Annotated in this window: 27 protein-coding genes; 15 read left to right on the plus strand and 12 right to left on the minus strand. The window is 67.4% G+C overall.

Features of this window, described 5'->3' with window-relative positions:
* Positions 1-11 precede the first annotated feature (11 nt).
* From AC1DW4_RS00860 to AC1DW4_RS00870, 3 genes are all read right to left on the minus strand, one after another.
* A complete protein-coding gene (locus AC1DW4_RS00860) occupies positions 12-329 on the minus strand; it encodes a hypothetical protein (RefSeq protein ID WP_477015345.1) in 318 nt (105 codons plus the stop codon).
* Positions 330-443: 114 nt separating this feature from the next.
* Positions 444-2,300 carry a monovalent cation:proton antiporter-2 (CPA2) family protein gene (locus AC1DW4_RS00865; RefSeq protein WP_477015346.1) on the minus strand — a complete coding sequence of 619 codons (1,857 nt, stop codon included), beginning with the start codon at positions 2,298-2,300 and terminating at the stop codon, positions 444-446.
* Between the two features lie 59 nt (positions 2,301-2,359).
* A complete protein-coding gene (locus tag AC1DW4_RS00870; RefSeq protein WP_477015347.1) occupies positions 2,360-3,193 on the minus strand; it encodes an alpha/beta hydrolase in 834 nt (277 codons plus the stop codon).
* Positions 3,194-3,273: 80 nt separating this feature from the next.
* Here AC1DW4_RS00870 and AC1DW4_RS00875 point away from each other — a divergent pair, with 80 nt between their 5' ends.
* From AC1DW4_RS00875 to AC1DW4_RS00895, 5 genes are all read left to right on the plus strand, one after another.
* Entirely contained in the window at positions 3,274-3,528 is a 255-nt protein-coding gene (locus AC1DW4_RS00875; RefSeq protein WP_013268338.1) for an Lrp/AsnC family transcriptional regulator, read from the plus strand.
* 71 nt (positions 3,529-3,599) lie between these two features.
* Positions 3,600-4,778, plus strand: coding sequence for an acyl-CoA dehydrogenase family protein (locus tag AC1DW4_RS00880; protein WP_477015348.1), 1,179 nt, complete (start codon positions 3,600-3,602; stop codon positions 4,776-4,778).
* A 136-nt stretch (positions 4,779-4,914) separates the two neighbouring features.
* The gene (locus AC1DW4_RS00885; RefSeq protein ID WP_477015349.1) at positions 4,915-6,036 is read left to right on the plus strand and encodes an acyl-CoA dehydrogenase family protein; all 1,122 of its coding nucleotides are present in this window, start codon (positions 4,915-4,917) and stop codon (positions 6,034-6,036) included.
* A 198-nt stretch (positions 6,037-6,234) separates the two neighbouring features.
* The gene (hmgA, locus tag AC1DW4_RS00890; RefSeq protein WP_477015350.1) at positions 6,235-7,530 is read left to right on the plus strand and encodes a homogentisate 1,2-dioxygenase; all 1,296 of its coding nucleotides are present in this window, start codon (positions 6,235-6,237) and stop codon (positions 7,528-7,530) included.
* Positions 7,531-7,544: 14 nt separating this feature from the next.
* Positions 7,545-7,904 carry a hypothetical protein gene (locus tag AC1DW4_RS00895; protein WP_477015351.1) on the plus strand — a complete coding sequence of 120 codons (360 nt, stop codon included), beginning with the start codon at positions 7,545-7,547 and terminating at the stop codon, positions 7,902-7,904.
* Between the two features lie 10 nt (positions 7,905-7,914).
* On the opposite strand, the gene AC1DW4_RS00900 is transcribed toward AC1DW4_RS00895, so the two are convergent.
* From AC1DW4_RS00900 to AC1DW4_RS00915, 4 genes are all read right to left on the minus strand, one after another.
* Positions 7,915-8,859 (minus strand): cation diffusion facilitator family transporter, encoded by a 945-nt coding sequence (locus AC1DW4_RS00900; protein WP_477015352.1) that lies wholly within the window; start codon positions 8,857-8,859, stop codon positions 7,915-7,917.
* A gap of 10 nt (positions 8,860-8,869) precedes the next feature.
* Positions 8,870-9,532, minus strand: coding sequence for a hypothetical protein (locus AC1DW4_RS00905; RefSeq protein ID WP_477015353.1), 663 nt, complete (start codon positions 9,530-9,532; stop codon positions 8,870-8,872).
* Between the two features lie 205 nt (positions 9,533-9,737).
* Positions 9,738-11,198, minus strand: coding sequence for an alpha/beta hydrolase (locus AC1DW4_RS00910; protein ID WP_477015354.1), 1,461 nt, complete (start codon positions 11,196-11,198; stop codon positions 9,738-9,740).
* 26 nt (positions 11,199-11,224) lie between these two features.
* Entirely contained in the window at positions 11,225-12,550 is a 1,326-nt protein-coding gene (locus AC1DW4_RS00915; protein WP_477015355.1) for a class I SAM-dependent methyltransferase, read from the minus strand.
* Between the two features lie 203 nt (positions 12,551-12,753).
* Here AC1DW4_RS00915 and rplU point away from each other — a divergent pair, with 203 nt between their 5' ends.
* From rplU to AC1DW4_RS00930, 3 genes are all read left to right on the plus strand, one after another.
* The gene (rplU, locus tag AC1DW4_RS00920) at positions 12,754-13,281 is read left to right on the plus strand and encodes a 50S ribosomal protein L21 (protein ID WP_477015356.1); all 528 of its coding nucleotides are present in this window, start codon (positions 12,754-12,756) and stop codon (positions 13,279-13,281) included.
* A 63-nt stretch (positions 13,282-13,344) separates the two neighbouring features.
* Complete coding sequence (gene rpmA, locus AC1DW4_RS00925) at positions 13,345-13,629, plus strand: 50S ribosomal protein L27 (RefSeq protein ID WP_349312912.1); 285 nt, start codon at positions 13,345-13,347, stop codon at positions 13,627-13,629.
* 165 nt (positions 13,630-13,794) lie between these two features.
* Entirely contained in the window at positions 13,795-14,328 is a 534-nt protein-coding gene (locus AC1DW4_RS00930) for a GNAT family N-acetyltransferase (protein ID WP_477015357.1), read from the plus strand.
* 49 nt (positions 14,329-14,377) lie between these two features.
* Here AC1DW4_RS00930 and AC1DW4_RS00935 read toward each other — a convergent pair whose 3' ends face one another.
* The 3 genes from AC1DW4_RS00935 to AC1DW4_RS00945 form a co-directional block, all read right to left on the minus strand.
* Positions 14,378-14,575, minus strand: coding sequence for a hypothetical protein (locus tag AC1DW4_RS00935; protein ID WP_477015358.1), 198 nt, complete (start codon positions 14,573-14,575; stop codon positions 14,378-14,380).
* 125 nt (positions 14,576-14,700) lie between these two features.
* Positions 14,701-15,249: a BA14K family protein gene (locus tag AC1DW4_RS00940; RefSeq protein WP_477015359.1), complete on the minus strand. Its 549-nt coding sequence runs from the start codon at positions 15,247-15,249 to the stop codon at positions 14,701-14,703.
* Positions 15,250-15,300: 51 nt separating this feature from the next.
* Positions 15,301-15,816, minus strand: a complete 516-nt coding sequence (locus AC1DW4_RS00945; protein ID WP_477015360.1) for a hypothetical protein — start codon at positions 15,814-15,816, stop codon at positions 15,301-15,303.
* 117 nt (positions 15,817-15,933) lie between these two features.
* Here AC1DW4_RS00945 and AC1DW4_RS00950 point away from each other — a divergent pair, with 117 nt between their 5' ends.
* The gene (locus tag AC1DW4_RS00950; RefSeq protein WP_477015361.1) at positions 15,934-17,136 is read left to right on the plus strand and encodes a threonine ammonia-lyase; all 1,203 of its coding nucleotides are present in this window, start codon (positions 15,934-15,936) and stop codon (positions 17,134-17,136) included.
* Positions 17,117-17,644: an FKBP-type peptidyl-prolyl cis-trans isomerase gene (locus AC1DW4_RS00955; protein ID WP_477015362.1), complete on the plus strand. Its 528-nt coding sequence runs from the start codon at positions 17,117-17,119 to the stop codon at positions 17,642-17,644. The genes AC1DW4_RS00950 and AC1DW4_RS00955 overlap by 20 nt, the downstream gene beginning before the upstream one ends.
* A gap of 21 nt (positions 17,645-17,665) precedes the next feature.
* Here the strand turns inward: AC1DW4_RS00955 and AC1DW4_RS00960 are convergent, their stop codons facing one another.
* A complete protein-coding gene (locus AC1DW4_RS00960) occupies positions 17,666-18,370 on the minus strand; it encodes a hypothetical protein (protein WP_477015363.1) in 705 nt (234 codons plus the stop codon).
* A gap of 217 nt (positions 18,371-18,587) precedes the next feature.
* Between AC1DW4_RS00960 and AC1DW4_RS00965 the strand changes: the two genes are divergently transcribed.
* The 4 genes from AC1DW4_RS00965 (at position 18,588) to AC1DW4_RS00980 (ending at position 22,288) form a co-directional block, all read left to right on the plus strand.
* The gene (locus AC1DW4_RS00965; protein ID WP_477015364.1) at positions 18,588-19,205 is read left to right on the plus strand and encodes a hypothetical protein; all 618 of its coding nucleotides are present in this window, start codon (positions 18,588-18,590) and stop codon (positions 19,203-19,205) included.
* The gene (locus AC1DW4_RS00970; RefSeq protein WP_477015365.1) at positions 19,202-19,477 is read left to right on the plus strand and encodes a helix-turn-helix domain-containing protein; all 276 of its coding nucleotides are present in this window, start codon (positions 19,202-19,204) and stop codon (positions 19,475-19,477) included. Before AC1DW4_RS00965 ends, AC1DW4_RS00970 begins: the two co-directional genes overlap by 4 nt.
* Before the next feature lie 119 nt (positions 19,478-19,596).
* Positions 19,597-19,821 carry a hypothetical protein gene (locus AC1DW4_RS00975; protein WP_477015366.1) on the plus strand — a complete coding sequence of 75 codons (225 nt, stop codon included), beginning with the start codon at positions 19,597-19,599 and terminating at the stop codon, positions 19,819-19,821.
* Positions 19,814-22,288, plus strand: coding sequence for an AAA family ATPase (locus tag AC1DW4_RS00980; RefSeq protein WP_477015367.1), 2,475 nt, complete (start codon positions 19,814-19,816; stop codon positions 22,286-22,288). Before AC1DW4_RS00975 ends, AC1DW4_RS00980 begins: the two co-directional genes overlap by 8 nt.
* Before the next feature lie 51 nt (positions 22,289-22,339).
* Here AC1DW4_RS00980 and uvrB read toward each other — a convergent pair whose 3' ends face one another.
* Entirely contained in the window at positions 22,340-24,715 is a 2,376-nt protein-coding gene (uvrB, locus tag AC1DW4_RS00985) for an excinuclease ABC subunit UvrB (RefSeq protein WP_477015368.1), read from the minus strand.
* Positions 24,716-24,831: 116 nt separating this feature from the next.
* Here uvrB and AC1DW4_RS00990 point away from each other — a divergent pair, with 116 nt between their 5' ends.
* The gene (locus AC1DW4_RS00990; RefSeq protein ID WP_477015369.1) at positions 24,832-25,572 is read left to right on the plus strand and encodes an extensin-like domain-containing protein; all 741 of its coding nucleotides are present in this window, start codon (positions 24,832-24,834) and stop codon (positions 25,570-25,572) included.
* The last annotated feature ends 49 nt before the right edge of the window (positions 25,573-25,621 follow it).

The raw sequence follows: 25,621 nt of genomic DNA on the forward strand, positions 1-25,621 counted from the left end.
GGATGCGAGGTTCAGATCGCCCGCGACACGATGGCCTTGATGCTCCCGGCCCTGGACGGCAGGTCTTCGGCCAGACGCGACGCGATCTCGCGCGCGCCGACCGGATAGGCGTCGCCACCCTTGGAGATTTCCTCGGCCATGGTCGCGGCCTGAAGCAGCAACCGCTCCAGCGTTTCGACTTGTTCGACGGCCAGGGCGCGGGCCTCGGCCTGCAGGCGCTGGACGCGCTCGGCCGTCGTCTGCGGCGCGCGCATCAGGTCGTAGATCTCCGATTCGGCGGACACCAGTCGAAGGTCGGGCTTGTTGGTCGTCGTGCTGGTCTTGGGCATCGTTCAGTCTCCTGATCGAAAAACGGGCGGGCGACGGCGAAGTTTCACCGTTCGGGCGCACGGCGACGCTTCCGAACCGCCCTGTGCCGAAAGCGCCACAGTCCCGGTGGCCGGTCAGGCCTGTTCCTGCTCGCGCGTCTCCATCTCCTCGGCGACCATCATCACCTCGGCCTCGTCGTTCAGCGCACGACCTTCGCGGCGCGGCTTCACATAGGGCGCGGGTTCAGGCGTCGTGGCATTGCCGCGGGCCAGTTCGCGGCCGGCCTGCAGGCCACCGGCGACTTGTAGCGTCAGCCGCTCCTGATCCCGACGACGCGCGTCCTCGACGGCCTCGCGCGCATCCTCGTCGGAAAATCCCAGGTCCATCAGGACATGCTCGCTGAACGCCAGGGCGCTCTCGAAGGTCTCGCGGATGTGATATTCCACTCCCGCCTTGATCAGCCGCAGCGAATGACCCCGGTCATAGGCGCGCACGAACAGCTTGGTCAGGGGGAACTCGGACTGGACCAGTTCGACGATCCGGTCCGCCGTCTCGGGCTTGTCGACGCAGACCAGGATGGTCTCGGCATCCGCCGCGCCGGAGGACCGCAGCACGTCCAGCCGCGCCCCGTCGCCGTAATAGACCTTGAAGCCGAAGTTCCCGGCGGCCTTGATCATGTCCACGTCGATGTCGACGATCGAGACGTCCACGTCACGCGCCAGCAGCGGCTGGCAAACGACCTGGGCGAAGCGGCCGAAGCCGATGACCAGCACGCGCTCCTGAAGGTTGCGCGCCTCCTCGATGCCTTCCATGGACACCGTCTCGCGCGACTTCAACCGGTCGGCGATCAGCATCCTGACGGGGGTCAGCGCCATCGACAGGATCACCACGGCCGAGGCGATGGCGGCCGTGCGCGCGTCGAACAGCCCGGCCGCCAGGGCGGCGGCATACAGGACGAAGGCGAACTCGCCCCCTTCGCCCATCAGGGCGGCGCGCTTCATCGCCTCGGGGTGGCCGGCCTTCATGAACCGGGCGACCGAATAGACGCCGACCATCTTGGCCCCCATGAAGGCCGCGACGCCGCCCAGCACGATCGGCCAGTCGCGGGCGACGACGGTCAGGTCCAGCGACATGCCGACGCTGAGGAAGAACAGGCCCAGCAGGATGCCCCGGAACGGCTCGACATCCGCCTCCAGCTGGTTTCTGAACGTAGATTCCGACAGCAGGACCCCGGCCAGAAACGCGCCCATCGCCATCGACAGACCGCCCAGGTCCATGGCCCAGGCCGCGCCGAGCACGACCAGAAGCGCCCCCGCCGTCATCACCTCGCGTCCGCCGTACCGGGCCAGCAGCCGGAATGCCGGGTTCAACGCCCATCGCCCGATCACATAGACCGCCGCCACGGCCGCCAGAGCGAAGCCGATGGTCATCCAGATCGGCTGGGGGTTTTCGATGGCCGTCCCGAACTGACCGGCCAGGATCGCCACGATGGCCAGCAGCGGCACGATGGCCAGGTCCTCGAACAGCAGGATCGACACCACCCGCTGACCGTCGTTCTCGTTGTTCTCGTTCCGCTCTTCCAGCAGTTGCATGACGATGGCGGTGGACGACAGGGCGAACCCTGAGCCGATGATCAGCCCGGCGTACCAGGGCAGGCCGAAGGCGATGGCCGCAGCGGTCAGCAGGCTGGCGCACACCACGACCTGCAAGGCGCCCAGGCCGAAGATGTCCTTCCTCAGGCTCCACAGCCGCGCGGGCCGCATCTCCAGCCCGATGATGAACAGGAACATGACGACGCCCAGCTCGGCGACGTGCAGCACGCTCTCCGTGTCCTGGATCATGCCGACGCCGAACGGGCCGATGACCAGACCGGCGGCCAGATAGCCCAGCACCGCCCCCAACCCGAACCGCTTGAACAGCGGCACGGCGAAGACCGTCACGGCCAGCAGCGCCACCGCGTGCCCCAGCCCCATTCCCGTCGGTTCCGCCATCACGCCCGCCCCTGCTGCGAAGCTCTATAGTGGCGATTGGTCGCGCGGATTGCGAGGGCCTACGCCGTCGCCAGCTCCACGATCCGCTTGACCAGCGCGCTGTCCGGATCGGTCAGCGGTTCAAGCACGGTGAAATGGTTCAGGCCGGGCAGGGCCTCGAAACGGGTCTCGACGCCCCGTGCGCCCCAATGATCGGCCATGTCTTTCGATTGGCGGATGAATTCCGACGTTTCCGCCCCGCCGACGACGCAGTCCAGCACCGTGCCGCCCGGCGTCGAGCCGTTCGGAACCGGCCATCGTATGGGCGATAATGCCGCCGCCTCGGGCGCATCCAGACGCAGCGCCGTGTTGATCGAGGTCGGGATCAGCGGCTCCAGGTCGAACACGCCAGAGATCGCCACCGCCGCCGACGCCCGCCCCTGGCTGAGCAGACAGGCCGCCAGATGGCCGCCCGCCGAATGCCCGAACACCACGGGCCGCCGCCCTGACCGCGCCCGCACCTGATCGGCGACGACTTCCATCTGCCGCACGATCGCGCCGAGACGCACGGTCGGGCAAAGGTCATAGGACGGGATGGCCAGGCTGATCCCGTGGGCCTTGAGGGCAGGAGCCAGACCGCTGAACCAGTCCTTGTCGAGCGCCTGCCAGTAGCCGCCGTGGATGAAGACCGCGATCGGCGCGTCTGGTTTCGCCTCGAACAGGTCCATGACCTCACGCTCGCCAGTACCATAGGCGAGCGTCGTCGGCGGATGCGCCGCGCGCGCGGCCTCCGCCGCCGCCTTCCACCGGCCCATCAGCACGGGGTGGTCGGGCACCGCCGCGCGGTTGTTGTATTCGGCTTCGTTGTCGAGGGCCGAGGGTCGAGGGTCGAGGGTCGAATTTTCCTGGGGCATCTCTCGTCTTACCCTCCCGGTCGCGTGTAGGGGAGAAGCACGACCCTCGTCCCTCGTCCCTCGACCCTCGGACCTCCGCCATGATGACCGCCATCTTCGTCTTCATCAAATGCGAGCTGGGCCACGCCAACGACGTCGCCGCCGACATGGTCGACAATGTGGAAAACGTCTCGGAGGTCTATTCCACCTCGGGCCAGTACGACCTGCTGGCCAAGTTCCAGCTGCCGAAGGAGATGGACATCGGCACCTTCGTGACGAAATCGGTCCAGACCCGACCCCACATCCGCGATACCTTCACCGTCATCACCTTCTCGCCGTTCCTGCCCTCCAAGTGACGCTACGTCAGGCGAGTTTCTTTGCTAGCCTGACGGCCTGAGACGCACCCGAAGACGTCAGGGAGACGACCATGGCCGATCTGGAGACCTTCCGCGCAGAGACCCGCGCCTGGCTGGAGGCGAACTGCCCGGCCGAATGTCGCGGCCCCATCGACAGCGACGAGGACCGCGTCTGGGGCGGCCGCAACGCCACCTTCAAGACAGAAGCCCACAAGCGCTGGATGGAGGTCATGGGCGAACGCGGCTGGACCGCGCCGGAATGGCCGACGGAATACGGCGGCGGAGGGCTGAGCCGCGAGGAAGCCAAGGTGCTGGCCAGCGAGATGCGCCGCATCGACGCCCAGTCGCCGCTGTCGTCCTTCGGCATCTGGATGCTGGGCCCGGCCCTGCTGCAGTTCGGCACCGAGGCGCAGAAGAAGCGTTTCCTGCCCGAAATCGTGCGCGGAGAGATCCGCTGGTGCCAGGGCTATTCCGAACCCGGCGCGGGCTCCGACTTGGCGGGTCTCCAGACCCGGGCCGAGGATCGCGGCGACCACTGGATCGTCAACGGCCAGAAGGTCTGGACCAGCTATGCCGACAAGGCCGACTGGATCTTCTGCCTGGTCCGCACCGACCCGGACGCCCCCAAGCACCTGGGCATCAGCTTCGTCCTGTTCGACATGCAGACGCCCGGCGTGACGACCAAGCCGATCACCCTGATCAGCGGCAAGTCCCCCTTCTGCGAGACCTTCTTCGACGACGTGCGGGTGGAAAAGGAAAACCTGGTCGGCACGCTGAACCGGGGCTGGGACGTGGCCAAGGCGCTGCTGGCCCACGAACGCACCATGATTGGCGGCATGGGCGACATGGGCCGCCCCATCGGTCATGTCGCCGTCGATTCCATCGGGCTCGACGACACGGGCCGTCTGGACGAGCCGATGCTGCGGGCCAAGATCGCGGACCTCGACATCGACGTCGCCGCCTTCCGCCTGTCGATGGAGCGGGTCGGCGATCAGGTGAAGGCCAGACAGGTCTCGCCCGCCATCGCCTCCATGTTGAAATACTACGGCTCGGAGCTGAACAAGCGCCGCAACGAACTGGCCATGGCCGCCGGCGGCTCCGACGCGCTGGAGTGGGAAAGCGATCGGTCGAAAAAGGGCACGGCCGCCCGCGACTGGCTGCGGACCAAGGCCAATTCGATCGAGGGCGGGACGTCCGAGGTTCAACTGAACATCATCGCCAAGCATCTGCTGCAGTTGCCGGGGGCGTAAGAACCCCAAAGCCGTCATCCTCCGACTTGATCGGAGGATCGGACGGTCCGCCGCTCGTGCGACGAAGGCGACGCACAGCCCGCTCAACATCCGATCCTCGGATCAAGTCCGAGGATGACGGCGTGGAAAAAACAAGATGCCCCTGATCCTTACCGAAGAGCAGACCATGCTGAAGGAGGCCACCGACGGCTTCCTCAGCGAAAACGCGCCCATCGCCCACCTGCGCCACCTACGGGACTCCAAGGACGCCGACGGCCTCTCTCGCGACCTGTGGAAGGCGTTCGGCGAGATGGGCTTCGCCGGCGTCATCATCCCCGAAGAGCACGGCGGCTCTGCCCTCGGCGCGGTCGAGGCGGGGATCGTGGCGGAAGGGCTGGGCCGCACCCTGACCCCGTCGCCCTTCTTTGGCTCGTCCATCCTGGCCGCCCGCATCCTGATCGACGCCGCCTCGGCCGAGCAGCAGGCCGCCTGGCTGCCCCGGATCGCGGCGGGTGAGGCCATCCTGTCCCTCGCCATCGACGAAGGCCCCAAGCACCAGCCGTCGCGCATCGCCACCACCGCGATCCGCAGCGGCAACGGCTTCAAGCTGAACGGGGCCAAGGGCTTCGTGCTGGACGGCCATATCGCCGACGCCCTGATCGTCGCCGCGAAGACGGAAACCGGCACCACCCTGTTCCTCGTCGATCCGAAGACCTCAGGCATCGAGATCGAACGCACCGTCATGGTCGACGCCCACAACGCCGCCCGCATCGTTCTGACCGACGTCCAGGTCGACGCCGACGCCGTGATCGGACAGGTCGACGGGGGTGATGCGGCGCTGGAGGGCACGCTGAACCTCGGCCGCGCCTGCGCCGCCGCCTGTCTGACGGGCGCGGGGGATCAGGCCTTCCTGACCACCGTCGAATACCTGCGGGGCAGGAAGCAGTTCGGCAAGGCGATCGGCGAGTTCCAGGCCCTGCAACACCGCGCCGCCCATCTGTTCACCGAGCTGGAACTGGCCAAGGCCGCCGTGCTGGGCGCGCTGCAACGCCTCGATGCGGGGGCCGACAGGTGCGACCTCGCCGTCTCCGTCGCCAAGGCCAAGGCCGGCAAGGTCGCCGAGCTGGCGGTGCAGGAGGCCGTGCAGATGCATGGCGGCGTCGGCATGACCGACGAATACGATGTGGGCCTCTACATGAAGCGGGTCCGCGTGCTGAACGAACTGCTGGGCGACGCCGGGTTTCATGCCGAAAAGCTGGCGAGGGCAGGGGGGTATTAGGCTTTAAATCCTCACCCGGAGCGCAGCGAACGGGGGAGGGGGACCGCCGCGCCACTTGCGCGGGGGTGGAGGGGGCGACCCCAGACACGGTGCGTGTTTCCGCCCCCTCCACCACGACGCAAGCGCGTCGCGGTCCCCCTCCCCCGCGTTGCGGGTGAGGATTTCCCGGCCTAAACCCCTCCCCGGGAGACGACACGCATGACGCAGCACAGCGCGACCTACCTGACCGGCTTCGGCAACCACTTCGCCACCGAGGCCGTGTCCGGTGCCCTGCCGATCGGCCGCAACTCGCCGCAGAAGACGCCGATGGGTCTGTATGCCGAGCAGCTTTCCGGTACCGCCTTCACCGCGCCCCGGTCGGAGAATCGCCGCAGCTGGCTGTATCGCCTGCGCCCCTCGGCCCAGCACCCTGCCTATCAGCCGTTCGGTCAGGGCCTGATCCGCTCCGGCCCGTTCCACGACGCGCCGCCATCACCCAACCGCATGCGCTGGGATCCCTTGCCGCTGCCGACCGAGGCCACCGACTGGGTCGAGGGTCTGGTCACCTACGGCGGCAACGGCGATGCGGAGGCGCAGGTCGGGGTGGGCATCCACCTGTATGCCGCCAACCGGTCGATGGTGGACCGCGTCTTCTACGACGCCGACGGCGAGCTGCTGATCGTGCCGCAGGAGGGGGCCCAAACCTTCGTCACCGAATTCGGCCGCATCGATGCCCAGCCCGGCCATATCGTCGTCATCCCGCGCGGCGTCCGCTTCCGCGTCGAATGCGACGGCCCCGTGCGCGGCTATGTCTGCGAGAACTACGGCGCGCCCTTCCGCCTGCCGGACCTCGGCCCCATCGGCTCCAACGGCCTGGCCAATCCACGCGACTTCGAGACCCCGGTCGCCGCCTTCGAGGACGTGGATCGCCCGACCGAATGCATCCAGAAGTTCGCCGGGCGGCTGTGGGTCACGACCTTCGCCCATAGCCCCCTAGACGTCGTCGCCTGGCACGGCAACAACGCGCCCTATCGCTGGGACACCGCGCGGTTCAACACGATCAACACGGTCAGCTTCGACCACCCGGACCCGTCCATCTTCACCGTCCTGACCAGTCCGTCGGACACGCCCGGCACGGCCAACTGCGACTTCGTCATCTTCCCGCCGCGCTGGATGGTGGCCGAGGACACCTTCCGCCCGCCCTGGTTCCACCGGAACGTCATGAGCGAGTTCATGGGGCTGGTGACCGGGGCCTATGACGCCAAAGAGGGTGGGTTCGCCCCTGGCGGCGCGTCGCTGCACAACTGCATGAGCGGCCACGGCCCGGATCAGGCGTCCTACGACAAGGCGGTCGCGGCCGAGCTCAAACCGCACAAGCTGGAAAACACCCTGGCCTTCATGTTCGAGACGCGTTTCCCGATCCGCACCACGGAATGGGCGCAAACCACCCCGACGATGCAGCTCGACTACGACGACGTCTGGACCGGATTCGCCAAGGGCGACATCGGCCAATGAATAAAGGACCACACATGCGCCTTCGGATCGCGACCCTTGCCCTGATGGCCAGTGCCTGCACGCCGATGGCGGGACAGACCCCCGATGGCGGGACGAGTGGCCAGTCCGCCGCAGCCGCCTGTGCCGCGCGGAACGGGACGATGCAGCGGGTCGGCCGCCTGCAGACGATGCAGTGCGTGGTCCGCTATGCCGACGCGGGCAAGCGCTGCACCGACGGCGACCAGTGCCAGGGCGACTGCCGCTACGAAGGCGATGCCTCGGCCCTCGCGCCGGGCGCTTCCGTCGCGGGCGTGTGTCAGGCCGACAGCAACCGGTTCGGCTGCCAGACCCCGATCGAGGACGGCAAGGCCGGCCCGACCCTCTGCGTCGACTAGGAAGGCGGGCCTAGCAGTCCGGGCAGTCGGGCATCACGTCGGTCTCGAGCTGCAGCGTCGTGTGGCCGATGCCGAACCGGTCGCGGGCCAGGGTCTGGGCCTCGACCAACAGGGCGCGCGGGTCGCCCCGGTCGTGCACAAGATGCGCGGTCAGGGCGGTCTGGGTCGTGGACAGGCCCCAGACGTGCAGGTCGTGCACCGCCGTGACCCCGGGCAGCGCGGCCAGGCCCGACCGCACCACCGCCACGTCGACCGAGGCCGGGGCCGCGTCCATGGCCAGGCCGACGGAATCCTTCAGCAGCCCCCAGGTCCCCCACAGGATCACCGCCACGATGACGATCGACACCAGCGGGTCCAGGATCGACCAGCCGGTCAGCATGATGATCCCGCCCGAGATCACCACCCCCACCGACACCGCCGCATCCGACATCATGTGCAGATAGGCGCCCCTCGCATTCAGGTCCGAATGCTGGTCGCGCATGAACAGCAGCGCCGTGGCCAGGTTGATGACGAAGCCGATGCCCGCCACGATCATGATGATGCCGGACTGGACCGGTGCCGGATTGCCCAGCCGCTGCACCGCCTCGAAGGCGATGGCCCCGCAGGCGAAGATCAGCAGCAGCGCATTGGCCAGGGCCGCCAGGATGGTCGCCTTGCCGAAGCCATAGGTCAGCTGGCTGCCCGCCGCGCGCCTTGCCAGCACCGCCGCCCCGCCCGCCATGGCCAGGCCCAGCACGTCCGACAGGTTGTGCCCGGCATCGGCCAGGAGGGCCGTCGAGCCGCTGAAGAGCCCGGCCCCGAACTCGCAGGCCACGAAGGCCAGGTTGATGACCAGGCCGACGCCATAGCGCCAGTCGCCCGTGTCCACCTGGGCATGGGAATGCCCATGGCTCCCATGACCGTGCCCGCCGTGGCCGTGCCCATGGTCGTGATGATCGTGCGCGTGGTCGGCCATGCGACCAGCCTTAGTGCTGATGCAGCACGACGAGAAGCCCGATCGCGATCAATGCGACGCCCAGGATCGCCCCCTCGTACCGCGCCCAGCGCTCGAGTTTCAGCACCGACGCCCCCGCGCGGGCCAGGGTCGTGAAGGTCGCCATGCCCAGAACCGTGCCGACCGCGAACACCAGGGTCAGCAGGGCCAGCGCCATCGCCCCTTCCTGCGCCGACGACATATAGATGGGCAGCAGCACCTCGCCCGGCGACAGGGCCATGACGGCGACCAGCCCCCAGAAGGCTGCGGAGTGCGACACCGTGGGCTCGGCCAGATCCAGCGCCGGCCCCCCCGCCATCGCTGGCCTGCGCACAAAGGCCTTGATCAGATAGAAACCGCCGAACCCGAACAGCAGCACCGCCGACAGATGCGGCAGCAGCCCGGCCACGACCTCGTCCAGCGCCATGCCCGCCGCGATGATCAAGCTGCCGACCACGGCCGTGGTGGCGATATGGGCCAGACCGGCGGCCGCGACCGCCAGCAGGTTTTTGGCCAGGCTCCATCGCTGGGCCCGCCCGACCAGCACGAAGGGCAGCCAGTGCGTCGGCAGGGCCGCGTGCAGGAAGGCGGCCGCAAACCCGGCGCCCAGAAGCGACAACAGGACCGGCTCTTCAAGGGCGGCGGACGGCGACATTGATCGCCGTATAACGTGTTACTTTATAACGGTCGAGGAGAATCCTCACCCGGAGCGCAGCAAACGGGGGAGGGGGACCGCGGAGGCCGCTTGGCCGACGGGGTGGAGGGGGCGAAAGCAATCACCGTGTCTGGGGCCGCCCCCTCCACCACGACGCAAGCGCGTCGCGGTCCCCCTCCCCCGCAAAGAGGCGAGGGAGAGTGGATCATTCCTCCGTGAAGACCAGCGGTGTGTCGGCGCCGGGCAGGCAGGACTGGTCTACGGGCTTTGTCGGATCGCGCAGGAAGTCGCGGGCGGCGCGGGCGGCGCACGGGCTCTGGCCAATGACGCCGTGGGTGGCGTTGGTGACGATCATGACCTGGCTGTCCTGATAGTGGGCGGCGGCCGCGCGGGTCAGGGGCGGGGGACATCCGGGGTCGATCTCGGCGGCGATGAACAGGGTCGGGATGGTCGTGTGGACCGGGGCGTTCTCAACGGGGTCTGCGGTGCCGACGTCGATCGCGGCGCAGACGTCGAACAGGCGCGACAGGCCGGGGACCAGGGTTTCGGCGACCGGGTCACCCGCGGCTCCGGCGGCCAGGGCGGCCTTGGACTCGAACGGCAGTTCTTCCTTGCACAGGTGCGCCATGTGCTGGCCCTCGAAATAGTAGGTCCGGTTCTCGGCGATGGCCGCGACGGGCGACAGGTCCCCGGCGATGATCTTTTCCAGATCGGCGGGCAGGTTTCGAACCCCGGTTCCCGAATAGGTCGTGTCCATCAGGAAGGCCGCCAGATCGTCGACCGTGAACGCCGCCCCGTCCTTGCCCGTCTGCGGGCCGGCCAGCCAGTCGCGCGCATTGGCGTTGAACCGCGTCTGCAGATCGGGATGTCGGGCGGCGCAATCGGTCTGGGCCGCGCATTTGGCCAGGATGATCTGCACGGCGGTGGAGACCTGCTCCGGCGTATGGACGGCCCAGTTGCCCTCGGGCGGCCAGGGCGAGTCCATCACGGCCACGCGAACCACCTGCGGCGCATGGGTGATGACGGCGGCCTCGATCCGCGGACCATAGGATCCGCCGAACAGGTCGATCTGCTTCAGGTCCATCGCTTCGACCATGTCCGCCACGTCGGCGGCGATCACGGCGGCATTGTATTGCGACAGGTTCACGCCCGCGTCGGCGTAGCCCTTCAGGCAGTCGATCAGCTTTTGCGCGTCGGCGTCCGACGGCGGACCCGCGTCGGTCAGCTGGGCCCCGGGGCAATCCATCGAGGGCTTGTCCTGGCCCCCGCCGCGCTGGTCGAAATAGATCCAGTCCTGGTCGATGGCCGCCAGCGGCCCTGCGCGATCCGGCTGAGCCGCATAGAAACCGAGCCGACGCCCGACGCCGGAAATCAGCGACCCGCCCGGCCCGCCATGAAACACCACGACCGGCGGCAGGGCCTGCCCATTCGCATCGCGATAGGGGGCCGACGCCCGCACCCGCGCCACGGCGATATCGATGCGGCGCGTCTGCGGATCGCCGCGTGTCTCGTCCACCGTCAGGGTGCCGCATTCGACGTTCCGCCCGCCCGTGGGCCACTCCGCCGGACAGGCCTTGACCGTATAGACCGGCTCACCGGCCGAGGCGGGTACCGCCGTCGCAAGGGCGCTCAGGGCGAGGGCGGCGGCGAGCAGGGACTTCAGCATGACAGCTCCGGCAGAGAGTGGACGGATCAGGCGTAGAGGCTGGCGCGGTCCAGCGGCAGGCCACTCGGCCCCGGACGGCGCTTCTGTGCGACGGTCTGATAGACCAGCACCGATCCGCGTTCGAAGCCCTTCTTGAACAGGGCGAAATAGATCAACCACAGCCGGGTGCGGGCCTCGCCGACCATGGCATAGGCGTCCTCGCGCCGGGCATACAGCCGGTCTTCCCAGTGTTTCAGCGTCAGCTCGAAATGCTCGCGCATGTCTTCGACGTCCAGCGTCTCGAAGCCCAGCCGACCCAGGTTGGTTACCGTCATGCCGATGGTGTCCAGTTCGCCGCCGGGGAAGATGAAGCGGGTGATGACCTTGGTCGTGTCGGTCGGCTTGATCGGATCCTTGCCGCCGCGCCGCACCGAGGCCTGGTGGAAATACAGGCCGCCGGGCTTCAGCAGCCGCTTCATCTCCAGGAAGTGCCGCTCGTGGTTGGCGAAACCAACGTGCTCGAACATCTCCACCTGGCTGATGGCGTCGTACTGGCCCTCGACGTTGCGATAGTCCTTCAGCTCCAGGGTGATCTGGTCGGACAGACCCTCGCGCTCCACCTTGGCCCGACCGTAATCCAGCTGCGCCTGCGACAGGGTCACGCCGTGGACGGTGACGCCATAGTGTTTCGCCGCCCAGCACGACAGACCGGCCCAGCCGCAGCCGACGTCAAGCAAGCGCTGACCCGGCTGAAGCCGCAGCTTCTTGCAGATGCGGTGCAGCTTCTCTTCCTGCGCCGCCTCCAGCGTCGCGTCGTGGCGGGTGAAGTAGGCGCTGGAATAGACCATCTCCGGGTCCAGGAAGAGCGCGTAGAAGTCGTTGCCGACGTCATAGTGGAACTGGATGAAATCCTGGTCGCTGCGCCCGGCTTTTTCGGCCCCGATGCCGTCGTTGCCCGTCGAATCCCAGGCCGGCAGTTCGGTCGCCTCCGCGTCCGATCCTCCCATGACGAAGGGCAGGGCCTCCCTGGCCAGCAGCACCTTGTCCAGCTTGGAGGCCAGGTGAACGGCGCGGCCGTGATCCCAGCGGTCGGCGGCGTCCAGCGGACTGCCGCCCTCGATCCGCACGTCGCCGGTCCCGAACATCTCGAACACGGTCATCAGGCCGGGTTTCAACAGCAGGCGGCGCACCGCCGACGGGCGCGCGACCACGATCTGGATGTCGTCGCGCGCATTGGGCCCCAGCGGCAGGACCTCGCCGGTCCACAGGCGCAGCGAAAGGTCGGCCTGCAGGTGCTCAGCGACGTGGGCGACGATCCGTCGGGCGGCGGTCACGCGGCGGTCGGTCGTGCCACCGGCTTCAGTCTGGGTCATCGAAGGGCCTCTGTCTGCAACGTCGCTCCGTCTTTGCACGGGCGGTCGGATCAGGGCTAGATCAGGACCGCAAATCAGCGCCGCACGGCATTTCCGCTGCCTTTCGCGTTGACTCGAAGGGCACCATCCGTATATGTCGCCGCTCTTCGCCCGCGGGGTCTCCCGGCGGGCGCATTCTTTTTTGCGTTAGCCAAGGCTTCAAGATGTACGCGGTGATCAAGACCGGCGGCAAGCAGTACCGGGTCCAACCGGGCGACACGATCGTGGTCGAAAAGCTCGACGGCGCGGCCGGCGATGTGCTGAGCCTCGGCTCGGTCCTGATGCTGGGTGGCGACAAGGGCGTGACCCTGGGTGCCCCCCTGATCGAAGGCGCGACCGTCGCCGCCACTCTGATCGAGACCCGCAAGGGTGAGAAGGTCAAGATCTTCAAGAAGACCCGTCGTCAGGGCTATCGCCGCACCAACGGCCATCGCCAGATGGAATCGGTCCTGCGCATCACCGGCATCGACGGTGCCGGCGAGACCGCCAAGTGGGACGGCAAGGTCGACCTGATGACCAAGGCTGAGATCAACCTGCGCGCCCGTGGCCTGGCCAAGCGCGTGGAGGCGACGGCTCCGGTGGAAGCCGAAGCGCCGGTCGCCGCTGCCAAGCCTGCCAAGGCTCCGGCCAAGAAAGCCGCTGCCCCCAAGGCGAGCCAGACCGAAACCGCCGCTTCGACCGACGAAGCCTAAGCAGTACTCGCGTTCAGGCGGGCCCAACGGCCGCCGGCGCAACAAGGAAGCAGGAGCGCCCAGATGGCTCACAAGAAATCCGGTGGTTCGTCGCGTAACGGTCGCGACTCCCACTCCAAACGCCTCGGCGTGAAGAAATACGGCAGCGAGAACGTGCTGGCCGGTAACATCCTGGTGCGTCAGCGCGGCACGACCTTCCACCCCGGCAGCAATGTCGGCATGGGCCGCGACCACACCCTGTTCGCGCTCGAGCATGGCGAGGTGAAGTTCACCAAGAAAGCCAACGGCCGCTGTTACGTATCCATCCTCCCGGCGAACGACGACGCCCAGGCGATCGCCGCCGAGTAGCGCGAAACCGGATTTCGGATCGCGCTGCTTCCTCGAAAAGCAGCCGATCCGGACCAGGGAAATATTTCCGCGGGGAGTCTGGATCACCAGGCTCCCCGTTTGCGTTCCCGCCTCGAAGTCCGCCCGAGCCCTCCAAGGAGGCGGACCGAAAATAAGGCTGGAAACATGTGCGTCATCGAAACCTCTCCGGTCGTCGAGACCCGGCGTCTGCTGTTGCGGGCGCCGGCACCCCAGGACGTGCCCGCCATCGCCCGGTTGGCCAATGACGAGGCGATCGTGCGCAACACCCTGCGCATGCCCTATCCCTATCGGCCGGACGACGCCGAGGCGTTCGTGATCGACGTGGCGGCGCAAGACCCGGCCAGGGCCAACACCTTCCTGATCGAGCACGAGGACCTGGGACCCGTCGGGGTGATCGGACTGTTCGAGGACGCCGATCTGGCGCCAGAGATCGGCTACTGGATCGGTCGGCCCTTCTGGGGGCGCGGCTTCGCGACCGAGGCGCTGGAAGGGGCTCTGGTCTGGGCGGGCAAACGCTGGCGCAAGCGGGCTCTGATGTCCGGCCACTTTGCCGACAACCCGGCCTCGGGTCGCGTGCTGGAAAAGGCCGGCTTCCTCTACACCGGCGATGTCCGGCGGCAATTCAGCAAGGCGCGCGGCGCTCCGGTCGACACACGCCGGATGGTCTGGCTGGCCTAGAGGCTGGAGCGTGATCCCGAAAACCGCTGACGCTTTTCGGGATCACGCTTTAACCTCCGGCCAGCCCAGGTCCAAACGCCACGACGGCTGCGACGATGCCGCCAACGACGGCTGCGGCGGCTCCGGCCACGAAGGCGAAGGCCGTGCGGGTCTGACGGCGACGCATGCCGCCGGTCCGAACGCTGCGGATGATGACGAAGGGCGACCGGTCGAACGCTTCCGAACCGACGATGTTGTGCTGGGACATGAACGCGCTCCCCGAACTGAGACCGGTCCGGCTTGGACCTGTCCCAGCTAAGGCGGTCGTGCTGCGTCCGAAAGATGGCGAACGCGGGTTACCCACTGTCTCGTGATCGGTTGACCGGTGCTCGATCAGCCGCAGAAGACCAGACGGCCCGAATAGGCCCGGTAATAACCGCTGCCCGGATCGTAGGACCGATACCTGGAGGCGCAGTAGGACGAGCGGCTGCGATCGCCATATACGGCGTACTGACCGCCGTAGCCTCCCCCGTATCCGCCGACCTGACCGCCATAGCCGCCGCCGGGATAGACCTGGTCCGGACGACCGTAGGCTCCGTAATACTGGGTGCCCTGGTTGTAGGGCTGGTAGACATAGCCGCCGCCCTGGCCATGACCGCGCTCATAGGAGGCGTAGCGGCCGTGGCCATAGCTTGAGCTGTAACCGTAAGACGGGCTTGAATAGCGCCGCTGGTCTCGCCAGGCGGCGCCGCAGTCGTCGCGCCCCCGATCCCAATAGGCGTCGCAGCGATAGTCCCCCGGCCGGTCGGCCTGGCCGTTGAAGTCATAGCCATACCGGCTGTAGCTCGAATAGCTGCGGGCCTGATCCGGGTACGACCAGCTCTGGGCCGAGGCGGTCCCTGCAAGGGACAGGGCGAGGGCGGCGAGGGCGAAGGCTTTCATCGGATGGACGCCTCGATCTGTGGCGGGCGCACCCGCATGGATGGATAAGCCTTACAGGGTGACGTTGGCCGTTGAGCCCGCCCGGGTAACGACATGGCGCATCAGGATGATACGGTCGCCGCCCGCGCTCACTGGCGTGATCAGGAACCAGCCCCCGGCGGGCAGGTTGCTGAACCGGAACCGTCCTCCACTGCAGGTCTGGGACCGGACATAGGACCGGTAGTCGGCATTGGGGTCGGGCACGGTCCGCGCGCGCACCACGGCCTCGGGCACCGCTGCCTGCTCGGTCGAGCCGTACAAGGTCTGGAACCGCTGGCGGGTGTAGGGGGTGTCAGGCGTGAGGGCGACCGAGCCGGTGCAATCGAAGCTCTGCCCATCGCGGCCGAAGGCGACGCGGCCCTCGATGGCGGCGTCGCCCGTCCGGGCGGATGGCGCGAAGTCGGCGACCCTGAACGCGGCGGACGGGCCATAGCCCATCGGGCCCGGCTCCATGGTGGGCGCGCAGGCTCCGAGACCGGCTATACCGGCTACAACAGCCGCCACGGCGATGAAGGATCGAATCGACATCGGAGAGCTCCCCTGAACAGACGCGCGGAATCGCCCGACGGGCGACCGCCACAAGACCCCTAACGCAGCCATAAGGTCAAGGTTGCGACACCTGACGCCGGGCGCCACAACCGGTTCATGACCGTCACCTTCGAAGACATCCAGGCCGCTCAGCGTCGCATCGTCGGCCAGGTCGACCGCACCCCCGTCCGCCACTCCCGCCGCCTGTCCCTGGCCACGGGGGCGGAGGTCTGGGTCAAGTTCGACAACCTGCACTTCACCGGCAGCTTCAAGGAGCGCGGCGCCCTGAACCGGCTGCTGCAGCTGAGCCCCGACGAGCGGCGGCGCGGCGTGGTGGCGGCCAGCGCGGGCAACCATGCCCAGGCCCTGGCCTATCACGGCGGTCGGCTGGGCGTCCCCGTCACCATCGTCATGCCCGAGGGCACCCCCTTCACCAAGGTCGACGGCACCCGGGGCCACGGGGCCAATGTCGTCATCCACGGCCTGGACTTCACCGCCTCCACCACCGAGGCCCATCGCTTACGGGACACCGAGGGCTTCGTCTTCATCTCCGCCTTCGACGACGCGGGCATCGTGGCGGGCCAGGGCGTCTGCGGCCTGGAGTTCCTGGAGGACGCCCCGGATCTGGACGCCCTGATCATCCCCATCGGCGGCGGCGGGCTGATCGCGGGCAGTGCCATCGCGGCCAAGGCCCTGAAGCCCGACATCCGCATCTTCGGCGTCGAGGCGGCGATGTATCCCTCGTTCAGCGCCCGGCGGGCCGGCCTGCCGCCCGTCTGCGGCGGGGCAACCATCGCCGAGGGCATCGCCATCAAGGCCGTGGGCGACATCCCCTTCGCCCTGGCCGACCCCCTGGTCGAGGACGTCGTCGTCTGCGCCGAGGAGGACTTCGAGCGCGCCGTCTCCATGTTCGCCACCCTGGAAAAGACCGTGGCCGAGGGCGCCGGGGCCGGGGGTCTGGCCGCCCTGCTGGCCCAGCCGGAGCGGTTCCGGGGCATGAAGGTCGGCCTCGTTCTATGCGGCGGCAACATCGACGCCCGGATGCTGGCCGTGGTCCTGAACCGCGAGATGGTCCGCGAACGCCGCCTGATCGTCTATCGCATCCTGTCCGACGACCGGCCGGGCATCCTGTCGGCCATGGCCCGGGTCATCGGCGACGTCGGCGGCAACATCATCGACGTCGTCCACAACCGTCTGGCGCTGGACGTCCCGGCCAAGGGGGCCGAGTTCGACATCATGGTCGAAACGCGCGATAGCGCCCACGCCGACGAGATCGGACAGGCTTTGAAGGACCAGGGTTATGCGCTTCGGATGGGTTAGGCCTCTCTTTCTGGCCGGGCTGCTGACCCTGTCCGCCTGCAACCGGGGCGACGCCGCGCCCGGTGCCGATGCCGAAGCGAACCTGAAGGCCGCCGAGTTCTTCCTGTCCTCCAACGCCCGCGCCGAGGGCGTGCGCACCACGGCCACGGGCCTGCAGTACAAGGTCCTGACCAGCGGCCCTTCGGGGGCCCCCAGCCCCGACCGCAACGACCTGGTCCGCGTGGACTACGAGGGGGCGCTGACGGACGGCACGGTGTTCGACAGCTCCTTTGCCAAGGGCATCCCCTTCGCCACCCACGTCGACGAGGTCGTGCCCGGCTGGACCGAAGCGCTGCAGCTGATGAAGGCCGGCGACGAGTGGATGCTCTACCTGCCGCCCGCCCTCGGCTATGGCGAGCGGGGCCAGGGCGACATCCCGCCCAATGCCGTGCTGGTGTTCCGCGTCAAGCTGCTGGACGTGGCCCCGGTGCCGGGCGGCGGTCGCGGTGTGGGCCTGGCGACGGGGTAGTTTCGACCCGCCGCCCCCGCGTCACGGGTCCCCTGAAAAAATTTCGTCGGCACCGTGCAGACCGTGCAGATCGGGTGGACCGAGGCGGGCGGAGAGGGCCTCGGTGAGGACGGCGCTGGAGGCGACATAGGCGTCGGCCTCGCGCTGTTTCAGGATGCGTCGCTCGGCGTCCTTGGCGGCCCAGACGGAGGTGAAGCGTTCGGGTTCGACGGCGCGGGCCGCCTCGGCAGCGGCCACCTGCGCAGCGGCCTCGGCCCGGCGCTGGGCCTCGGCCATGTCGGCCAGACGGCGGTGGGTCCGGATCCAGCGCCCCGCCTCGACCGCCCGGTCGGCGGCGATGGCGCGCCGGACCCGCAGCAGGGCCCGTTCGACCAGGACGTCGAGGGGAACCTCGTCCAGGGTGTCGTCGATCAGGGCGTCCTGCCCGTCGTCCTCGACCGTATATTCGACGCGGGGCCGCACCGCCGGGTCCCGATCGGCGCGCCTCCAGCCCTGTTCCTGCGCCCGCGCCCGGATCGTCCGCTCGGCCATGCCGAACCGCGCCGAGATCGAGGCCGCGCTCTCTCCGTCCAGATAGGCGTCGCGCGCGGCGCGCCAGTGGGTCTCGGAGACGAAGCGGTGGCCGCCGCGAGGCGTGGGCGCGGGCGCGCCCTCCGGCTGGGGCAGCAGGCCGAAGGGGTCATAGGGCGGCGGGTTGAAATCGTCTTGGTCGTCCGACCAGGCCACGGCGTGCCCTCCCGATGAGAAAATGCGGGCGGCAGGATCGCACGGGGGGATCGCAAGGCGCGTTCGAGGGGGTGGTCTTCGGGAGGGGTGTTGAAAGGACGGGGGAAATCGGGGCAAGCGCGGACAGTTGGGGGTGGTTATGCGGACATCCGCCCGACGCGGCCGATGACTTGACGTTGTGCCGTCGTCCCTCTCCACTGTGGGTAAGGGGGAATTCATGGCAAAGACACCGAAACCAGAACAGACGGCGCTCGCGCCGGTCGTTATCGAGACCGAACCGGTCGCGTCGCCCAGCCTTCGGCAGATGGCCGGGCGGCTGGGCGATGGGGCCAAATCGTCCTTCCAGTCCGGCATGGACGCGACGCGGGTCGCGGCGGGCAAGACCGGCGCGAGACTGGCGAAGGCGGGCGGCGAGCTCGGCCGCTCGGCCGGTGCCACGGCGCAGGCGGCCGGCAGGATGGGCAATGCGGCCATCCATGCGGTCAGCGACCTGAACGGTGACGGCAGGATCGACGAACTGGACTTCAAGATCGCCAGGGACGCAGCGGGGCGGGCGGCGTCCGTCGTGTCGCGCGAGGCGGGCGAACTGGGCAAGGCCGTGGCGCGCAACGACATCACCAAGGATGCCGCAGCCGGGGCCGTGGTCGGGGCCCTGATCGCCATGCCGATCCCGATTGTCGGTCCGATCACGGGCGCGGCCTTTGGCGCGGCCATCGGGATGGCGCGCGGCGTGCTGGGGTCCAACGCCCTGGGCGACATCGCCGGTCAGGTCGTGGCGGGTGCCCGCAAACCGGCCCGGCGAAAGGCCGCGCCGCGCAAGAAGCCCGCGACGTGATCGCCAAGTTCTCCACCCTCGACGACTTCCTCGACGAGGACGGCATCCGCGAAGAGGTCACGCTGCGCGCGGTCAGATGCGTGATCGCCCTCCAGCTCCAGCAGGCGATGGCCGACCAGAAGATCACCCGCGCGGCCATGGCCGCGCAGATGGACACCAGCCGGGCGCAGCTGAACCGCGTCCTCGACCCGAACGCGTCCAACGTGACGCTGGACACCCTGAGCCGCGCGGCGCGGGTGCTGGGGCATTCGTTGAAGGTGGAGTTGGTTTAGGCGGCAATCACTGTGCCCACTTCCTCCAGTACGGTGGGGGTGAAAGTGGTCTGGTCGCCCACCGAACTCTCATTCGCGTTATTGTTGCACGGTGATAGAGGTGATGACCGGAGGGCAGCATGAGCAGTCAGGAAGAACCGCCGGAAACGCCGGACGCGTTTCTTAAGAACATTGGGATCAAGTTGGCAAAGCGCGATAGCGTGGATGGCGGGCTGGCGACGATCCTGGCTGAACACATTCTCGCGGCCGATGTGGCCGACGATGCCGTGACACAGGCGAAAGCTGCCGTCGTTGCTTTGGCAAAGACGCGAGCGGAAGCACCCGTGGAGGTGGCGGGTGACTAATGCTCCTTATTTCCTCCGCACCCTGCTTGTGCAGGGTTTCCGGGCGTATCTCGATCCCAAGACGTTCGACTTCAGCACCCAACGTTCGCTGGCTGTGTTTGCGCCGAACGGGCACGGCAAATCGAGCATTGTTGACGCCTTGGAGTTTGCATTCTCCGAGGACGGCTCGCTCGAACGCCTTGGCGTTCGAGCCATTCACAATAAGGCGGGCGTATCGGCGCTAGCGCACCATCTCGCTGGCGAACGAAAGATCGCTGCGAGCGTCTCCACGGCCTTCCGTCGAGGAACAGAAGACAGCGAAGGAAACCGAGATGTTGGTGGCAAACGGGTAAGAGCGCCCGCCGCAACAGCCGTCCAAGCACACTTCCTAGTCGATCCAATCATTAGGGGGCACGCGCTGCGAAGCTTCGTCGAATCCCAAACGGCGGAGCAGCGATACGAGTCCGTGGCGACTTGGCTGCAACTCGGACCATTGGTGGACGCTCAACGAAACCTCCGTTCCCTTCGTCGAGGGATAAAGGCTGCGTCGGAAGACGAGACACCCTTCACCAACATCAATACCCAACTCTCCAAGGAGACGGGCCAAGCCGTCCAGACATGGAATCCCGAGACACTGCTGGTCTACGTCAACGATGCCGTGATCGCGCCGCTCGATGGCTCGTTGCGGTTTGCGGTGTTGGCGCAGGACGACCCAGCATTTCTGACTCTCTCTGAGCGCTCTCAGGCTGAGGAGAAACGCCTCGGCCTGGAAGGGATGCGTCAGATACGCAACGCTTTGGCGGCGCTGCATGAGGTGGTCGATGATCCCGACACCGGTCAGCCTGTTGGCCAAGGCCTCATCGTGACCTTCTCCGCCGCCGTCGCCGCGAAGGCCGATACGGCGAAGTCTTTCGAGGCCGAACGTGCCGCCGCGACTGAAGCGACGTTTTCCGCTGTCTGGAAGGAAGCTGAGCCGCTGTTCGCGGACGACGCTACGCCCGTCGTAACAGACTGCCCGCTCTGCCTTACGCCCCTAGCAAACAGCGCAGTGGGAAGCGTTGCCGGGGTTCGCCAACATATTGCCGACCACCTAGCGTCGCTCAAGGAATATGCTGGGGCAAAGAAGAACGACGAGGCGGCAGCAAAAGCGTTGACTGCCGCCCATACTCGCCTTGCCGGCGGCCTGAAAACGATCACGCTGCCTGACAGGTTCCAGGATTTGCGTGCCCAGCTAGGGCTTTATCGCACGGCTATTGATGCTTGGAAGGACGCCGCTGCGCCGGATGCAGCACCGGCAATCACGGCAGTTTTGGCGGCAATGGCGGTGCTGGACACCGCCATTGCCGACATCGAGAAGAAGCAGGGATCGCACACCTACGCCAAGGCAAAAGCTAGGGTGGACCGCCTCATTGCGATCAAAACCGAGCACGAGCTAGCTGAGCGGACGGCCAACGAGCTGACCGCCCTTTCTGACGAACTCACAGCGCAGAGCGCCTTCGTATCGGGCGAGATCCGCAGCAAGCTCCAGGTACTGCTAGATGGACTCCAGAAGCCCATCAACGACATCTACCGGGCAATACAGGGGAACCATGCGGCACCAATCCGCTTGGAGCTTCCGCCCGAGGAAGACGATAACCAACAGCGACTGAATCTTCTGATCGACTTCGCGGAAAATCGCCAAGGCGTTCAGCCGGGAGGGTATCTGAGCGACTCTCAGATTCACTCGCTGGCCCTGGCACTCAGATTGGCGGCGATCAAGGCGTTCAACACGAACGCCCCGATCCTCGCTTTGGACGATGTGGTCACGTCTTACGACTCCGACCATCGTCGAACCATCGCCGCCCTTCTGGCGACGGAATTCACCGGCTTCCAACTGATCGTCACGACCCACGATGAGCGGTTTTATCTCTATCTGCGCGATCAACTCGTCTCGGCCGACTGGCGGTTCACCCGCATCATTCGGCTGGATCGGGACTATGGCCCACGGTTTTCCGACGAGAAGGTGACCGATGCGATGATCCAAGCTCGGTGGGCGGCTGGTAACTCCGCTGCCAACGAAATGCGGCAGGCGGAGGAGGAATGGCTTCTCGCCATCTGCCGTGATTTCGGAGTCAGCTTGCGCATTCGCCCGCTGGAACGTGCGTACTCCTATGAGAGAAGCGAGCTGGCGGCTGCGCTCGCCACATTCCTGAATGGCGCGAAAATTACGATCCCGCTGGTGTCCGGCGTGAACAATCGCTTCCTGACCAGCCTACAGCAGGGGGTGATCGAGAACTTTGGCAGTCATTTCCAAGAAGGCCCCTATGGCGATGGTTCAAAGGGCGACGAGCAGACGCGCTGGGCAGAGTTCACTGCGTTCAGGGCATTCTTCGCCTGTCCGAAATGCGCGCGAACACGATTCAAAAGGCCTCACGATTTTAAGAAGCCTGTATGTGCTCACGGAAGCTGCGAGGCGCAGTTTGAAGGCGGTGCTTCGCCAACGAAGTAGAACGTGTTGGGGGAGATGCCTTCGGCGTAGCCTGCCGTCTATAATCACCCCCTACAACCGCCCCTTCCTGAACGCCTCCGCCTTCTCCGCCGCCGCCTCGGCGCGCCACTTCTTCGGCGCGGCCTTGTCCACCGCTTCCCCCGCCCCGGTCATGATCTCGTTGGCGAACTCCAGGTCGAGGAGTTTCAGCTTCTTGATCTCGTCGCGCAGGCGGCCGGCCTCCTCGAACTCGAGGTTGGAGGCGGCCTCGCGCATCTTGCCTTCCAGGTCCTTCAGCGTGGCCTGGAAGTTGTTGCCGATGAAGGGGCGGGCGTCTTCCTTGACGCCTGTGGTCGGGATCAGGACGCGGTCCTTCTCGTAGGGGCTGTTCAGGATTTCCTTGATGTCGCGCTTGACGCTCTCGGGCGTGATGCCGTGTTCGAGGTTGTAGGCCTCCTGGCGTTCGCGGCGGCGGTTCGTCTCGGCCATGGCGCGCTCCATCGAGCCGGTGACGCGGTCGGCATAGAGGATGACGCGGCCGTCGACGTTGCGGGCCGCGCGGCCGATGGTCTGGATCAGCGAGGTCTCGGAGCGCAGGAAGCCCTCCTTGTCAGCGTCCAGGATGGCGACCAGGCCGCACTCGGGGATGTCGAGGCCCTCGCGCAGCAGGTTGATGCCGATCAGGACGTCGAAGGTGCCCAGGCGCAGGTCGCGGATGATCTCGATCCGCTCCATCGTGTCGACGTCGGAGTGCATGTAGCGGACGCGGACGCCCTGTTCGTGCATGTATTCGGTCAGATCCTCGGCCATCTTCTTGGTCAGGACGGTGACCAGGGAGCGGTAGCCGGCGCGGGCGACGGCCTTGACCTCGTCGATGACGTCGTCGACCTGGTTGCGGGTCTGGCCGCTGACGGGGCGGATCTCGACGGGGGGGTCGATCAGGCCGGTGGGGCGGATGACCTGTTCGACGAAGACGCCGCCGGTCTGTTCCATCTCCCACGGGCCGGGGGTGGCGGAGACGTGGACCGTCTGTGGCCGCATCGCCTCCCATTCGTCGAACTTCAGCGGGCGGTTGTCGATGCAGGAGGGCAGGCGGAAGCCGTACTCCGCCAGGGTCGACTTGCGGCGGTAGTCGCCCCGGAACATGCCGTTGATCTGGCCCACGGTGACGTGGCTCTCGTCCACGAACAGCAACGCGTTGTCGGGGATGTATTCGAAGAAGGTGGGCGGCGGCTCGCCCGGCGCGCGGCCGGTCAGCCAGCGGGAATAGTTCTCGATGCCGGCGCAGGAGCCGGTGGCCTCCATCATCTCCAGGTCGAAGCGGACGCGCTGTTCCAGGCGCTGGGCCTCCAGCAGCTTGCCGTTCTCGATCATCCAGTCGAGCGTCTCCTTCAGCTCGGCCTTGATGCCGCCGAGCGCCTGGTTCAGCGTGGGCCGGGGCGTGACGTAGTGGCTGGCGGCGTAGACGGTGACCTCCTTCAGATCGGCGGTCTTCTTGCCGGTCAGGGGGTCGAACTCGGCGATGGCCTCGATCTCGTCGCCGAACAGGCTGACGCGCCAGGCCCGGTCGTCGAGGTGGACGGGGAAGATCTCCACCGTGTCGCCGCGCTTCCTGAACATGCCGCGCTCGAAGGCGACGTCGTTGCGCTTGTACTGCAGGGCGATCAGGTCGGCGCGCAGCTTGGACTCGTCGATCTGGTCCCCGACCTTCAGGTCAAAGGTCATGGCCGTATAGGTCTCCACCGACCCGATGCCGTAGATGCAGGACACGGACGCCACAACAATGACATCGTCACGTTCCAGTATAGATCGTGTCGCAGAGTGCCTCATGCGATCGATCTGCTCGTTTATGCTCGAGTCTTTCTCGATATACGTATCAGTTCTAGGGACATAGGCTTCCGGCTGGTAGTAATCGTAGTAGCTTACAAAGTATTCAACTGCGTTGTCGGGGAAGAAGGCCTTGAACTCGCTGTAGAGCTGGGCAGCGAGGGTCTTGTTGGGGGCCAGGATCAGGGCCGGGCGCTGGGTCGCCTCGATGACCTTGGCCATGGTGAAGGTCTTGCCCGAGCCGGTGACGCCCAGCAGGACCTGATCGCGGTCGCCGGCATCGGCCTGGGCCACCAGTTCGGCGATGGCCGAGGGCTGGTCGCCGGCGGGGGTGTAGGAGGTCTCCAGGCGGAAGCGGTGCTTCTGGCGGCCGGTCAGCGACTTGGCGGGGCGGTCGGGGCGGTGCGGGGTCCACTCGCCCGCGTTGACCGGCGGCTCCTCAGGCGTCAGGCGCGGGCCGGTGACGGGGGCGAACATCGGCATGTTGGCCATGGCCTTGGGCAAAGGCGCCGAGCCGTCGCGGATGAAGGCCGACGGCGCCTCGGCCACGCCCTTGTTCGGGATGTGGACCGGCTTCTTGATGACGGGGGCCGAGCCCTTGGGCGTGGAGGAACGGTTCATGAACGGAACTTAGTGCGGGAGGGCGGATGTCGCCAGTCAACGCGCGGTCGCGGCCAAAGGCTGCTGACAGTGGGGTGGCAGCAAGTCGGCGCTCGGGAATCATGGCATGAGGCGGGATGCGGTTTCGTGTCCTGATCCTGTGCCTGCTGCTGGCGGGCTGTGGCCGGTTGATCCCGGATGCGCCGGGGCCGACGCCCTACTATCCGCCCGGCCCGAGCGTGCCGCAGGCGCCGTATCGGCCGGCGGGCACGGGGGTAATCGACGCGGCCATCGATGCGGGGACCTTCGCGCGGCTGGGGCGGGCGACGGCGACCCTGGGGCAATGCGAGGCGGAGCTGGAGAGCGCGCGGGTCACCTTCAGCCCCACGCCGGACCGGGTGAACTCGGCGACCTGCGGGCTGACGGACGCAGGCGTGCTGGGGGCGGACTATGGCACGGTGGCGCGGATGGCGCCGTCGGACGTGACCATGACCTGCGCCCTGGCGGCGGCGGTCAGCGTGTGGCGCAGGCAGTCGGTGGAGCCGGCGGCGCGCGAGCTGCTGGGATCGGACGTGGTCCAGATCGAGCACATGGGGGTCTATGCCTGCCGGGGCGTGCGGAACGACGCGGGCTATGCGGCGCGGGCCAGCGCCCATTCGCGGGCGGCGGCGCTGGACTTCAGCGGCGTGAGGCTGCGCGACGGTCGCCGGATCACCGTGGCCGGCGACTGGGCCGCCGACAGCCCCGAGGCGCGCTTCCTGCACCGCATCCGCGACGACGGCTGCAAGGTCTTCGGCACGGTCCTCAGCCCCGACTACAACGCGGTGCACCACGACCACCTGCACCTGGAGGCGGAGCAGGGGCGGCTGTGTCGGTAGGCTAGGTCGAAGCGTCCAGCCGCGCGGCCTGGGCGGCGATCAGCCCGCC

The organism is Brevundimonas sp. P2_A6 (genome assembly GCF_056404975.1).

Excerpts from the sequence above, each read along its gene's own strand:
- AC1DW4_RS00880 (WP_477015348.1), top strand. The coding sequence starts at position 3,600 with ATGGCCGATCTGGAGACCTTCCGCGCAGAGACCCGCGCCTGGCTGGAG.
- AC1DW4_RS00950 (WP_477015361.1), top strand. The coding sequence starts at position 15,934 with ATGACCGTCACCTTCGAAGACATCCAGGCCGCTCAGCGTCGCATCGTC.
- AC1DW4_RS00860 (WP_477015345.1), bottom strand. The coding sequence starts at position 329 with ATGCCCAAGACCAGCACGACGACCAACAAGCCCGACCTTCGACTGGTG.
- AC1DW4_RS00940 (WP_477015359.1), bottom strand. The coding sequence starts at position 15,249 with ATGAAAGCCTTCGCCCTCGCCGCCCTCGCCCTGTCCCTTGCAGGGACC.
- AC1DW4_RS00955 (WP_477015362.1), top strand. The coding sequence starts at position 17,117 with ATGCGCTTCGGATGGGTTAGGCCTCTCTTTCTGGCCGGGCTGCTGACC.
- AC1DW4_RS00895 (WP_477015351.1), top strand. The coding sequence starts at position 7,545 with ATGCGCCTTCGGATCGCGACCCTTGCCCTGATGGCCAGTGCCTGCACG.
- AC1DW4_RS00975 (WP_477015366.1), top strand. The coding sequence starts at position 19,597 with ATGAGCAGTCAGGAAGAACCGCCGGAAACGCCGGACGCGTTTCTTAAG.
- AC1DW4_RS00990 (WP_477015369.1), top strand. The coding sequence starts at position 24,832 with ATGCGGTTTCGTGTCCTGATCCTGTGCCTGCTGCTGGCGGGCTGTGGC.
- rpmA (WP_349312912.1), top strand. The coding sequence starts at position 13,345 with ATGGCTCACAAGAAATCCGGTGGTTCGTCGCGTAACGGTCGCGACTCC.
- hmgA (WP_477015350.1), top strand. The coding sequence starts at position 6,235 with ATGACGCAGCACAGCGCGACCTACCTGACCGGCTTCGGCAACCACTTC.
- AC1DW4_RS00885 (WP_477015349.1), top strand. The coding sequence starts at position 4,915 with ATGCCCCTGATCCTTACCGAAGAGCAGACCATGCTGAAGGAGGCCACC.
- AC1DW4_RS00865 (WP_477015346.1), bottom strand. The coding sequence starts at position 2,300 with ATGGCGGAACCGACGGGAATGGGGCTGGGGCACGCGGTGGCGCTGCTG.
- AC1DW4_RS00965 (WP_477015364.1), top strand. The coding sequence starts at position 18,588 with ATGGCAAAGACACCGAAACCAGAACAGACGGCGCTCGCGCCGGTCGTT.
- AC1DW4_RS00900 (WP_477015352.1), bottom strand. The coding sequence starts at position 8,859 with ATGGCCGACCACGCGCACGATCATCACGACCATGGGCACGGCCACGGC.
- AC1DW4_RS00935 (WP_477015358.1), bottom strand. The coding sequence starts at position 14,575 with ATGTCCCAGCACAACATCGTCGGTTCGGAAGCGTTCGACCGGTCGCCC.
- AC1DW4_RS00945 (WP_477015360.1), bottom strand. The coding sequence starts at position 15,816 with ATGTCGATTCGATCCTTCATCGCCGTGGCGGCTGTTGTAGCCGGTATA.
- AC1DW4_RS00870 (WP_477015347.1), bottom strand. The coding sequence starts at position 3,193 with ATGCCCCAGGAAAATTCGACCCTCGACCCTCGACCCTCGGCCCTCGAC.
- AC1DW4_RS00875 (WP_013268338.1), top strand. The coding sequence starts at position 3,274 with ATGATGACCGCCATCTTCGTCTTCATCAAATGCGAGCTGGGCCACGCC.
- uvrB (WP_477015368.1), bottom strand. The coding sequence starts at position 24,715 with ATGAACCGTTCCTCCACGCCCAAGGGCTCGGCCCCCGTCATCAAGAAG.
- AC1DW4_RS00930 (WP_477015357.1), top strand. The coding sequence starts at position 13,795 with ATGTGCGTCATCGAAACCTCTCCGGTCGTCGAGACCCGGCGTCTGCTG.
- AC1DW4_RS00910 (WP_477015354.1), bottom strand. The coding sequence starts at position 11,198 with ATGCTGAAGTCCCTGCTCGCCGCCGCCCTCGCCCTGAGCGCCCTTGCG.
- AC1DW4_RS00905 (WP_477015353.1), bottom strand. The coding sequence starts at position 9,532 with ATGTCGCCGTCCGCCGCCCTTGAAGAGCCGGTCCTGTTGTCGCTTCTG.
- AC1DW4_RS00915 (WP_477015355.1), bottom strand. The coding sequence starts at position 12,550 with ATGACCCAGACTGAAGCCGGTGGCACGACCGACCGCCGCGTGACCGCC.
- rplU (WP_477015356.1), top strand. The coding sequence starts at position 12,754 with ATGTACGCGGTGATCAAGACCGGCGGCAAGCAGTACCGGGTCCAACCG.